The organism is Clostridium sp. AM54-37XD (assembly GCF_003478225.1).
Taxonomy (GTDB): domain Bacteria; phylum Bacillota; class Clostridia; order Lachnospirales; family Lachnospiraceae; genus Coprococcus; species Coprococcus ammoniilyticus.
The window spans coordinates 183531-195422 of sequence record NZ_QUEV01000002.1 but is presented as its reverse complement, the minus strand read 5'-3'; the positions used below and the strand labels follow the sequence as shown (position 1 = coordinate 195422).

Here is an 11892-nt window from a genome sequence, read left to right as displayed (position 1 = left end):
CATGTTTTTTGCAACTTTTCCAACTTTTTGCTGTACAACAAAAGGACGGCCGTTTTCACGACCGTCCTCTTATGTCTGTCAATTTTATTTATAATCATTCTCCAGCCCGTCTGCATCAAAGTAATTGATCTTCATAGCAGAACGTACATCATGAAGAGTTGCTGCTGCTTTCTTCTGTGCAGCCTCGCTTCCTGCCTTTAAGATGTCAAGGACATCCGGAATACGGCTCTCCCACATCTTACGACGTTCACGGATCGGTGTAAGCTCTGACTGTAATACATTGTTCAGGAACTTTTTCACCTTAACATCACCAAGACCACCACGGCTATAATGCTCCTTCAGTTCATCCAGATTCTTATAATCCGGCAGGAACTGTTCAAAATGCTCCGGACGACAGAACGCATCCAGATATGTAAATACGGAATTTCCCTCGATCTGTCCCGGATCCTCCACACGGATATGATTTGGATCTGTATACATGGACATAACCTTCTTCTTTACTTCATCTGCTTCATCGGAAAGATAGATGCAGTTGCCAAGAGATTTGCTCATCTTTGCTTTTCCATCGATACCCGGAAGTCTGAGACATGCTTTGTTAGACGGTAATACAATCTCAGGATCTGTCAGGGTTTCGCCATATACGGAATTGAATTTGTGAACGATCTCCTTGCACTGTTCCAGCATAGGAAGCTGATCTTCACCAACCGGCACTTCTGTTGCACGGAAAGCCGTGATATCTGCTGCCTGACTGATCGGATAGCAGAAGAATCCAACCGGAATACTTGCTTCAAAATTACGCATCTTGATCTCGGATTTTACAGTAGGATTTCTCTGTACACGAGATACTGTAACGAGATTCATATAATAGAAAGATAATTCTGTCAGTTCCGGAACCATGGACTGAATGAAGATCGTTGATTTCTCAGGATCGATCCCACATGCCAGATAATCAAGTGCAACCTGGATAATGTTCTGTCTCACCTTCTCCGGATGCTCGGCATTATCTGTAAGTGCCTGTGCATCTGCGATCATTATATATATCTCGTCATAGTTTCCTGAATTCTGAAGCTTTACACGCTCAGAAAGGGAACCAACATAATGTCCAACGTGAAGTCGTCCTGTAGGGCGGTCACCGGTTAAAATAATTCTACTCATCTTAAAAAGTCTCCTTCATTTCTTCGTTCGATAATCCTGCCCCCAATTATACCGCGAGATACTGTTACCGTCAAGGAAACCCTACTGCTCACTGATGATCTTTCTGCCACTGAAATAGGTGATCAGGAAATATCCGCCATAGATCACAACCAGAACAACAACGGTCATAAGCATGGCTGCTCCCATGTCATCGGTTCCCATCAGTGAAAGAATCTGTCTGCTGAATTTCAATCCAAATATCGAATGAATGACTGCAAGTGCAAGCGGGAACAGGAAGAACAGACCCATCTGTGCAAATAACGCATGATTGATCATCTTCTGATCCACCCCTAGTTTTCGAAGCATCTTATATCGTTCCACATTATCGGTGCTTTCTGACAATTCCTTTAATGCGAGGATAGCTGCGCCGGAGATCAGGAAGATCATTCCAATATATAAGCCGATAAAGGATGCGATCGCACCCAGTCCAATACTGGCAGCTTTTACCTTTTCTTTTGTATTCAGACTCAGCCTGACATCCGGGTCATCATCCAGATTGATATGTTCATTTCTCGCCATGATCTTATCCGTATCGGTCGTATTATAGATTGCAAGCAAGCTTTCAGAGATCGGAGTTACTCCGGCAAGCACCCCATCCGGCACAATAATGATACCGATATTAATGGCCTGTGTAGAAATCTGAATATCACCGGCTTGACATTTGCTCATTCCCGGCTTCAGTTCATAACCATTTACCTGAATCAGCATACCGGCCTGCAATGACATATCTCTGTATGTCACCATCTGCTTATAATTCGCCACGATTCCATATTCATCATCTTTGATCGACACAGTTTCAAAACCACACAGCTTTGCCACACGATTATAATCGGACACTGTCATGACATTTTCCATGATATCCATCATGCCATACATCGGCTGGTCACCAAGGAACGCATCCTTTGCCTGTTCACTGAATGTATCCCCGTATGTGCAATCCGGCAGTGAATATATATACACATCTTCATAGGCTGAAAACATAGACGGCAAATCAATTCCATGTTCCTTATATATATCGCAAATATCGCGTTTATCCCATGTCGGATCATAGTAAGCATCCTCATCCGCACCCTTACCGGCTGCAACATCATAATCAGAACTTCTTACCTGTCTGGTAATATTTACATCAACGGTAGCATACCTTCTTAACCCCTCATTCAAACCATTTCGGATCGTAAGCGCCGAAGTCAGCACGCAGATCGTAACAAATAACATAATACAAATGATCGAGATTGACAGTACATTTGTATTTACACGACTGCTCATCTGACGGATGACAAATGAATTCAGTCCTTTATAATAAACACGCTTCACGGAAGAAACTAACCGGAACAACATACCGGAAATCGACCAGAAAAACAAAAATGTGCAGACACATCCAAGTCCGATACAGAAATAGATATCTTTCATATAGAGATCTGTTGTATTTGAATTAATATAGTAATATGCATATCCAAGTCCTGCTACGGAAAGAAGAAATACAAATACCGATATCCACGGATTTTTCATCTTAACAGTCTCTGATTTTCTTCCCATCTGAAACAGATCGATCAATTTGCATCGTCCGATTGCAATCGTATTAAACAGAATCACAACCACATAGATGATGGCAAAATAGAAACAGGTTTTTACAAATGCGGGACTTGAAAATACAAAATTATATGATGACATATCTGCTTCGAACATATTTGCAACTAACAGACTGGTAAGCTGGGAAATCCCGATACCGGAAAGAAGTCCAACGCCAAGTGAAACCAGACCGATGATCAGTGTCTCAATAAACAGCATCTTTGACACCTTCCATTTGCCCATTCCAAGCAGCAGATACAATCCAAATTCTTTGTTACGCCGTTTCATCAGGAAGCGGCTGGCATATATGATCAGGAAACCAAGCACAAATGCAATGAATACGCTGACACCGGAAATGATATTTGCCATCAGCTCTACAATTTCTCTGGTATCTTTGGAGATCCTCATCATCGCCGTCTGTGTCTCGATCGCATTAAAAATATAGAAGATCGCTACGCCAAGAACCAATGTAAAGAAATAGATTGCATAGTCCTTCAGGCTTTTCTTCATATTACTAAGGGATAACTTAAAGAGCGTCATTTAAGTCACCTCCAAGCAAAGTTACGACATCTATGATCTTGTTGAAGAATTCTTTTCGGCTGTCTGCTCCACGGCGAAGCTCATGGAATATTTTACCGTCCTTGATGAACAGGATGCGACCGGCATAACTTGCGGTAAAGGAATCATGTGTTACCATCAGGATCGTAGCTGACAGTTCTTCATTCAGATGTTTCAGACTTTCAAGCAACAGCTTTGCGGATTTGGAATCCAGTGCTCCGGTCGGTTCATCGGCAAGGATCAGCTTCGGGTTCGTAATGATCGCTCTCGCAGATGCCACTCTCTGTTTCTGTCCCCCGGACATCTGATATGGATATTTATTCAGAACTTCTTCGATTGCAAGCTCCTTTGCGATCTTCTTTATCTTTTCGTCAATCTTCTTCGCAGGCGTGTTCTGTATCGATAACGCCAGTGCAATGTTCTCATATGCTGTCAGTGTATCTAACAGGTTGAAATCCTGAAAGATAAATCCCAGTTCTTCCCGGCGGAAGCGGTTCAACTGGTTGCCGCGAAGCTTTGTGATATCATCTCTTCCTACATAGATATGACCGCTGCTGACACGGTCTATGGTGGAAATGCAGTTAAGCAGTGTCGTCTTTCCACTTCCGGATGCTCCCATGATCGCAACGTACTCACCTTTTTCTACACTAAATGAAATGTTATCAATGGCTTTTGTAATGTTGGATTTGTTGCCGTAATACTTTTCGATATTCTCAATCTTTAAAATTGTTTCCACTTTTATCTCTCCTTGCTATCCGGTGTGTGACTAAATCGTTCAGGTAACACTTACATGTTTTTTGTGACCATTGCTCCGACGACATGGCACAGGATAGCAGAACACTCAGTCGGCTGCTCTATGTATTTTAGGTATTGCTCACTGTCAGAACAACAGCCCCATAAAAACATCCACGAAATACTAAAACGATTTACCCACACACCATTTTCTATTAATAACTGAGTTAAGAGTTGTTGATCCTGTCAACACCTCATCTCCTGTTTACAAGTGTGAGTATATCGTTTTCAAGGAGGAATGTCGTTTTTCTTATGTTACAGAAGGTTACAGTTTTGTAAGGTTAAGACATTGGGCATTCTTTATCTGTCTGTCAGATAAGGGGCACATGGTAAAGTATAGTTTTATTCATCCACCAGATAATAGTCGTTTCCGCCAAAGGTTACAGCGACGTCTGTTCCGATATTTTCTTTGGAAGTGATCGTAAGATGATGTCCTAGCTGGTCGCACAGACCTTTTACGATATATAAGCCCATACCTGTTGACTTGGCAAAACGACGTCCGTTCTCACCGGTGAACGATTTTTCGCAAATGCGAGGAAGGTCTGCTTCGGAAATTCCGATTCCATTATCTCTGATATGGAGTGTGATATCGTCACCTGCTTTTGTCGTCCAGATCTGAATCTGCCGATCCTCATCCGGCTTCATATATTTGATGCTGTTGCTCATGATCTGGTTTATCATGAATTCCAGCCATTTGGCATCTGTCGTAACGCTGACATCAACGTCATGCACATCCAGGCAAATGTCACTCTCCAGCAACATATCTTTATTCTTCAACGCCACTTTATTCACAACCGACTTGATTCGTACTGAATCAAACCGATAATCTTTGCTCGCATGCTCTGCCCGGACATAATACAGCACCTGATCGGCATATGCATCCAGACGGTTCACCTGATCTTCGTATTTCTTCGGTATCCTATCCTGATTATTGTGGCACATCAGTACCAGACTTGCGATCGGTAGTTTGATCTCATGCACCCATATCTCGATAAAATCCTTGAAATCATCCACACTCTGCCGGTACTCCCTCACATGCTCTGTCATGGATTTATTGATCTCATATAACGCTTCATAGACCAGCTTTCCCTCATAGAAACCCGGCTCCTCTAACGTATCCATGACCAGATATTTCTGATCCAACTGCTCCATATGTGCATAAAGGGAATTATAGAAATGTCTGCGTTTTATATAGTCTGTTAATATGACAGTTACCAGAAGCAAAACTGTCAGCACAAGAAAGATCACCGTCAGCTCCCCTGGTGTCCGCATCGCACGAAAAGCAATTAACATGATCGCTATAAATAACAGATAACCGATCAGAATACCCGCTTTATCTTTTATATATTCCCAAATTCTCATATCAGACGATACCCCTGTTTCTTTCTTGTCTCGATCGCATCCGGCAGTCCAAGCTCCGCAAGCTTTGTCCGAAGCCTGCTGATATTAACCGTAAGTGCATTATCATTTACATATTCTTCATTATCCCAGAGATCTGTCATGATCTCATCTCTGGATACGATCTTGTCCTTACTGCTTAACAGCCGTTGGAAAATGATCATCTCATTCTTCGTCAGAACCTGTTCTTTCTCACCAAGCCGGATTGTCCCTTTGCTGAAATTCACCTCTGCTCCACGATAGGATGCTGCATTCTGGCTTCCCTCCATCCGTTTCAGCACTGCTGCGATCCGCAGCAACAGGATCGTCGGATTATACGGCTTCGTGATAAAATCATCTGCCCATAGCTCATCGACAGAACCTCGTCCATCTCTGATGTACGACTAGTCACCATGATAACCGGGATATCCGATTCCTTCCGAATCTCCTTTAACAGATTTCTGCCATTTATGCCCGGAATATTAATATCCATCAAAATCAGATCTGCCCTCGCTGCCAGAATCTTCTCTTTTGAATGTTCAAAATCAGTCAGATAGGATGCTGCATAGCCTTCGTTCTCCAAAATCTCAACAAGCTCCATGCATATGCTCTTATCATCTTCCACAATAAAAATCTTTTTCATAACGCTCTCTACCGGCTCCTTTTATCGCCTATATTTACCCAACAGGCAGTCACACTACCCAGCTACCTGTCGGCATCATTATAGCATACCCCAAAAACTTTTCACCATATTTGTTTCAGGGTATTTTATTACAAGATGCTAGCCCGTTGGTCTTTTTTGCGAGGAATAATTACTATTAACAATCCAAACTATAAAAAGCCATTAGAGCAATAAGAGAAAAATTCATGTATTTTTTATTCAGCTTGCGCACTGATTTGTCAGCAGTCGCCCTAACTCACCCTAAAGGGTTCAGACAAGGGCTTGGTGCTGACAGTTAGCGCAAGCTTCATTACAAAAATACTATGAACATTTTTCTTCTTATTTGCCTAATTCCTTTTTCTTGTTTGTATTGTTATTATAGTTTTCTGTTTCTCGCAAGAAAGACCAACGGACCAGCATCTCACAACCACGAAATTGAAGTGAATATCGCAAATACATTCCTTAAAGTCTGTGCTCTAAAGTATATACCAACTAACACCGTAAAGCTTTGCCTATGTCTATTATTACTAACTGCAGCTCTTCCTTACAGGAAGTAGAAATGTAGCACAACAATTTATGATACAAAAAAGCCATTAGGCAGCTAAGAAGGAAACATCACATATTCTATTCAGCTCACATGGCTGAAATGCAACTAGCATCCCGTAATAAAAAAGCCCTGAAACAGATATGGTGAAAAACATTCATGTAGTATTCGTGATAAAGTTTGTGCTAACTGTCAGCACCAAGCCCTTGTCTGAACCCGTCAGGGTGAGTTAGGGCGACTGCTGACAAATCAGTGCACGAACTTTATAGAATACGAAATGAGTTTTTCACCATATCTGTCTCAGGGTATTTTATTACGGGATGCGAGCGGCTTACTCTTCGTAAGGAAGAACTGCTCCATCGTAAGTTTCTTTGATGTAGTTCTTTACATCGTCAGACTTTAATACGTCTACGAGTGCCTTGATTGCTTCGTTGTTTTCGTTGCCTTCCTTAACAGCGATAACGTTTACATAGGTCTTAGCTGCTTCTGAATCATTCTGCTCATATGCAAGAGCATCTTTTCCTACTGAGAAGCCTGCTGCAAGTGCATAGTTACCATTTAAAACGACATACGCTGTCTCGTTTACAACTCTGGCAACCTGTGCTGCCTCAAGTTCAACGATTTCTACATTGTGTGGGTTTTCTTCGATATCATTAACAGTTGCATTGATACCTGCGCCATCCTTTAACTTGATGATTCCGTTGTCCTGTAATAACAGAAGGGCTCTTGCTTCATTTGTTGTATCATTCGGGACTGCGATAGAATCACCGTCAGCGATCTCATCTAAGCTTTTCTTTGTACCCGGATAGATACCGAATGGCTCATAGTGGATTTTGCCTGCAACTACAAGATGTGTACCTTTTTCTTCATTGAAGCTCTCAAGATATGGAACATGCTGGAAGTAGTTTGCATCGAACTCGCCGCTTTCTACAACTTCATTTGGCTTTACATAATCATCAAATACTGTAACCTGAAGATCATATCCTTTTTCCTTTAATGCTGTCTTTGCATACTCAAGAATCTCAGCATGTGGTGTTGCAGATGCTGCAATCGTAATTGTCTTTGAATTTGTTTTGCTGTCTTTATCTTCTTTCTTGCCGCAGCCTGAAAGGCTCCTGCTACTAATACGCCTGTTAATGTAAGTGCTAATAATTTTTTAAATGTCTTTTTCATGGAAGATTCCTCTCTTTCTTTATTTTTCCTTTTTTATTTTCATTTTTATATATCGGATGCCCGGTGTGCACTTTCCTGACATCTGTTTGTAAACCGCCAATAACGTTCCGGTACTGATCCGGCTGTCATGGTCAGGGTTTATCTGATTATGATTTTCTCCGGTCTAATCGGTTTGCGATCAGCATTCCGACTGACTGGAAGATCTGAACGATCACGATCAGTAAGATAACTGTCACGATCATGATATCTGTCTGGTATCTGTAATATCCATAGCGGACTGCGATATCACCAAGTCCACCACCTCCGACTGCACCTGCCATCGCAGAATAACCAAGGATGGTTCCGATCGCGATCGTTGCTCCGGTGATCAGCGATGTTCTTGCTTCTACAAGGAGCACACGAAGGATGATCCGCATCGTTCCAGCACCCATCGCGCGGGCAGCCTCAACAACTCCGTTGTCAACTTCCTTCAAGGATGACTCTACCATTCTTGCGATAAACGGAATAGCTGCTACCGTAAGCGGTACGATCGTTGCTGTCGATCCGTAACTCTTACCAAGAAGAAATCTGGTAAATGGGATCAATAAGATCAACAGGATCAGGAATGGTACGCTTCGAACGATATTTGCGATAAAATCAAGAATCTTATACAAAACCGGATGCGGTTTCAGTCCGTCTTTATCGCTGATACAGAGGAGCACGCCCATCGGAAGTCCGAATACATATCCAAACAATGTAGAAACAACTGTCATATAAAGTGTCTCTAAGATACCATTTAAGATCATTTCTCTAATTTGTTCCGTCCACATGTTCCTCACCTCCATTCACATTGTCACTTAATTCTTCAAGCTCCAATCCCCGTTCTTTCAGGTACTGTTCCATCGCTGCAACATTTGTCGAACCCTTCGGAAGCTCAAGTATCATTTCACCCTTTGCCACTCCTCCGACATTCTTTGTCGCTGCTTTTAAGATATTGACCGGCTCCTTAAATGTCAGGATCATATTTGCAATTACCGGTTCAAATGCTGAATTCTCCGTGTATACGATTCGAATTCTGGTTCCATTCTTTATGCGGTCAGTCGTCTTTAATGACTTCGGCTCTGTAGCATTTCCTTCGTCCTTCTGTAACAGCTCTCTGGCTACTTCGGACTTTGGATGATTAAAGATATCAATCGTTCTGCCATACTCAACGACCTGACCATCCTTCATGATCGCTACCTGATTACAGATCTCACGGACAACTGCCATCTGGTGAGTGATCACAACGATCGTAATTCCAAATCTCTGGTTGATATCCTTTAACAGTTCCAGAATCGACGATGTTGTCTGTGGATCAAGTGCACTGGTTGCCTCATCACAAAGCAGGATCTGTGGATCGGATGCAAGTGCTCTTGCGATTGCAACTCTCTGCTTCTGTCCACCGGACAACTGTGAAGGATATGCTTTTGCACGATCCCGCAAACCAACGATCTCTAACAGCTCATATGCCTTTTTTCTCGCCTCTGCCTTTGATTTTCCCTGAATGAACAGTGGAAAACATACATTATCAAGAACCGATTTCTGCATCAGCAGATTAAAATGCTGGAAGATCATACCGATATGTTCTCTCTGTTTACGAAGCTCTTTATCTGACAGACCACCAAGCTCCTTATCCTGTACCACGACCGTTCCCGATGTCGGTACTTCTATATGATTGATACATCGTACCAGGGTACTTTTTCCTGCACCGGACATTCCGATGATTCCATAAATGTCGCCGGCTTCAATATTCAGTGATACATCCTTTAAAGCATCAATCGTTCCGTCTTTGGTCTGAAACGTCTTCGACACATGCTCAATCTGAATAATTGCCATATTGTTCTCCCCTTTCAAGTTCTTTTCCTATTATAAATCAGACAGTCTTCTACTTTATCCATGTAATAGATACCATGCTGCCGCATAACAAAAGGCAGTCATCATATGCTTATGACAACTGCCCTTTGTTATATGATAAACAATACTATATATCTAACAAATCAGGTGTTCAAAGCATATGAAATAAACGCCATACAATCACACATCATCCGGCAGCAACACATATTGTTCTTTGCAGTTGTCATGATTCTTTCTGAGCCCATATGCTTATCCTCCTTGTAAATTCTCTGTGATTTATTCTCAGGAACTTTTTCATACTATGTTGATATGTTTTATCTGTTTTGTTCCTTCCATGTTTCATGATTATAGCGTCCGTTTTTCCGGTTGTCAACCATTATATCCTATTTAAGTTATAGGATATATATTTGACTGGTTATAAGTTTTTCTTATAGCCAACAAATATGCAGTATGATTTATACTCCCAGTTCTTGTTGAATCAGTAGAAAACTACACTTGTCTTCTCTTGTTACACGCAATGATGTTGACACATATTACGTTTTCAGTTAAACTATACAGATGTAAATACTATTGTTAGGAGGAAGATCGGCTTAACATTACATATTTACTTCCATGTTTTACTAATCTAAAGTTATTGCCGGTATAACTGCATGTCATTTCATTCATTATTAAATTTAATCATCGATTCGCAATCCGTAACGAAAAATTCTCTGATCAATGAAACCGGGATCGACCGTTCAAGCTTCTATCAGATCTTGAGCGGCAAACGTATTCCCACAAAAGATCAGATTACAAGTATTATCCGCCAGCTTAATATATCTGCTGCCGATGAGATGGCTTTATATGATGCCTTTTATCTGGAACGGCTGGGCGAGACCAATTATCATTACCTGAAATTCACAGAGAAATGTCTGAGGGTGATCGGTTCTCCATATATAGACGCCAATGCATCTAACAACCAGACACCTTCCCGCTCACAGGAATTACAAAATAAACTACCTGACAATCCGATTGATACAGATCAGTCACAGGCTGCCACAGGAACTATACTTTATCACTCCACGGATGAGATCATCTGTGGTCTGACTAAATTCTTAATACACGCCAGCAAAAAAGGAAACAATCATTTACAGGTATCACTTCCGTTCGACCTGTCATCACGGATCAAACTGTTTTCCAGCATTCGCTCACTTATCGCTTCCGGAAAATTTCAAAATGCAGCAATTTCCCAGATACTGCATTTTCAAACAAAGAAACCGGATGACATCACTGAAAAACTGGACGGATTTGCTACTCTGTTAGAATCAATTCTTACAAAAGAAACCAACATCACCTATAACATTTACTATTATTCCAATGAACAAAAAGTCAGCAAGAACTCCGGTGTACTTTTTCCTTTCTATATCATAACGGATGATGCCTGTCTCCTGCTAAATGCCGATGCCAACAAAGGTTGCCTGTTGACCGATTCAAGCCTTATCAGATTAATGCGGGAAGAATTCGTTTCCGTATTTGACCATGCGGAACCATTTCTGTCCAGCTTCAGCCAGAAGGAGCTTCCACAGTTTCAGGCAAGATCCATTCCTGCAGAAGAAGTGATCTTTATCCAGAAGCATCCCGGTGCCTGCCTGATGGTAACGGACGATCTGGTTGATAAATATGTTCCGGAAGAATTCACGGAAACCCTAAAACAGCATTTTCATTTCATGCAGCAAATGAATGCCAGTGAGGGCATCACATTGGACGGCATCCGGGAATTTGCAAGGAATCATGTGATTTCCGAATCCGGTTTCTATGTGGAAGCAGATACGCCGGATATTATCAATGCTCTGGAACAGTTAAAAGCACGGCTTGACCGGAACCTCTTTGTCCTTGATACCGAAAAAATTCCGGTATCGGATAACTGGGCATTTCTTTTATATACGGATCAGTATGCCCTGCTTGTTCCAAATAAAGAACTAGATTTTATCATTTGTGTGTCTGATCCGGATATTATACAGGCATTAACCTATACCTTTCACTCGGTAGATTTTGAAGATTATGTTTTAGATAATACCGTTGTCAGAAATGAGATACAAAAGCTGATTTCTGAAAATCAAAGCAGAGTGGCAGATTCAACTTTATAAATGCCACTTCTGGTTTTTTACACATC

11 protein-coding genes are annotated in these 11892 nt (G+C 41.6%); 1 reads left to right on the top strand and 10 read right to left on the bottom strand.

Annotation, left to right across the window (positions count from 1 at the left end):
* Positions 1-84: 84 nt before the first annotated feature.
* The 10 genes from trpS to DXA07_RS02545 all read right to left on the bottom strand — a co-directional run bounded on the left by trpS (position 85) and on the right by DXA07_RS02545 (position 9722).
* Positions 85-1155: a tryptophan--tRNA ligase gene (trpS, locus tag DXA07_RS02580; protein ID WP_021943426.1), complete on the bottom strand. Its 1071-nt coding sequence runs from the start codon at positions 1153-1155 to the stop codon at positions 85-87.
* Between the two features lie 81 nt (positions 1156-1236).
* Positions 1237-3303 (bottom strand): ABC transporter permease, encoded by a 2067-nt coding sequence (locus DXA07_RS02575; RefSeq protein ID WP_118483267.1) that lies wholly within the window; start codon positions 3301-3303, stop codon positions 1237-1239.
* Positions 3290-4057, bottom strand: coding sequence for an ABC transporter ATP-binding protein (locus DXA07_RS02570; protein ID WP_021943424.1), 768 nt, complete (start codon positions 4055-4057; stop codon positions 3290-3292). Before DXA07_RS02570 ends, DXA07_RS02575 begins: the two co-directional genes overlap by 14 nt.
* Positions 4058-4455: 398 nt before the next feature.
* Entirely contained in the window at positions 4456-5475 is a 1020-nt protein-coding gene (locus DXA07_RS02565; protein ID WP_118483265.1) for a sensor histidine kinase, read from the bottom strand.
* Complete coding sequence (locus tag DXA07_RS13895; protein WP_348980727.1) at positions 5472-5780, bottom strand: winged helix-turn-helix domain-containing protein; 309 nt, start codon at positions 5778-5780, stop codon at positions 5472-5474. Before DXA07_RS13895 ends, DXA07_RS02565 begins: the two co-directional genes overlap by 4 nt.
* Before the next feature lie 5 nt (positions 5781-5785).
* Complete coding sequence (locus DXA07_RS13890) at positions 5786-6133, bottom strand: response regulator (RefSeq protein WP_348980726.1); 348 nt, start codon at positions 6131-6133, stop codon at positions 5786-5788.
* An 893-nt stretch (positions 6134-7026) separates the two neighbouring features.
* Positions 7027-7716: a MetQ/NlpA family ABC transporter substrate-binding protein gene (locus DXA07_RS02555; RefSeq protein ID WP_348980731.1), complete on the bottom strand. Its 690-nt coding sequence runs from the start codon at positions 7714-7716 to the stop codon at positions 7027-7029.
* Positions 7689-7868: a hypothetical protein gene (locus DXA07_RS13885; protein ID WP_348980725.1), complete on the bottom strand. Its 180-nt coding sequence runs from the start codon at positions 7866-7868 to the stop codon at positions 7689-7691. The genes DXA07_RS02555 and DXA07_RS13885 overlap by 28 nt, the downstream gene beginning before the upstream one ends.
* Positions 7869-8014: 146 nt before the next feature.
* Positions 8015-8677: a methionine ABC transporter permease gene (locus DXA07_RS02550; protein WP_008402135.1), complete on the bottom strand. Its 663-nt coding sequence runs from the start codon at positions 8675-8677 to the stop codon at positions 8015-8017.
* On the bottom strand, positions 8658-9722 hold the full coding sequence (locus DXA07_RS02545; RefSeq protein ID WP_118483263.1) for an ATP-binding cassette domain-containing protein: 1065 nt from the start codon (positions 9720-9722) through the stop codon (positions 8658-8660). Before DXA07_RS02545 ends, DXA07_RS02550 begins: the two co-directional genes overlap by 20 nt.
* Before the next feature lie 668 nt (positions 9723-10390).
* On the opposite strand from DXA07_RS02545, the gene DXA07_RS02540 reads away from it, so the two are divergent.
* Positions 10391-11866, top strand: a complete 1476-nt coding sequence (locus DXA07_RS02540; RefSeq protein ID WP_118483261.1) for a hypothetical protein — start codon at positions 10391-10393, stop codon at positions 11864-11866.
* Positions 11867-11892 lie beyond the last annotated feature (26 nt).

What these genes read in the sequence shown, in the direction of transcription:
- trpS (WP_021943426.1), bottom strand. Translation starts at nt 1,155, where the DNA reads ATGAGTAGAATTATTTTAACCGGTGACCGCCCTACAGGACGACTTCAC.
- DXA07_RS02575 (WP_118483267.1), bottom strand. Translation starts at nt 3,303, where the DNA reads ATGACGCTCTTTAAGTTATCCCTTAGTAATATGAAGAAAAGCCTGAAG.
- DXA07_RS02565 (WP_118483265.1), bottom strand. Translation starts at nt 5,475, where the DNA reads ATGAGAATTTGGGAATATATAAAAGATAAAGCGGGTATTCTGATCGGT.
- DXA07_RS13895 (WP_348980727.1), bottom strand. Translation starts at nt 5,780, where the DNA reads ATGGAGGGAAGCCAGAATGCAGCATCCTATCGTGGAGCAGAGGTGAAT.
- DXA07_RS13890 (WP_348980726.1), bottom strand. Translation starts at nt 6,133, where the DNA reads ATGAAAAAGATTTTTATTGTGGAAGATGATAAGAGCATATGCATGGAG.
- DXA07_RS13885 (WP_348980725.1), bottom strand. Translation starts at nt 7,868, where the DNA reads ATGAAAAAGACATTTAAAAAATTATTAGCACTTACATTAACAGGCGTA.
- DXA07_RS02550 (WP_008402135.1), bottom strand. Translation starts at nt 8,677, where the DNA reads ATGTGGACGGAACAAATTAGAGAAATGATCTTAAATGGTATCTTAGAG.
- DXA07_RS02545 (WP_118483263.1), bottom strand. Translation starts at nt 9,722, where the DNA reads ATGGCAATTATTCAGATTGAGCATGTGTCGAAGACGTTTCAGACCAAA.
- DXA07_RS02540 (WP_118483261.1), top strand. Translation starts at nt 10,391, where the DNA reads ATGTCATTTCATTCATTATTAAATTTAATCATCGATTCGCAATCCGTA.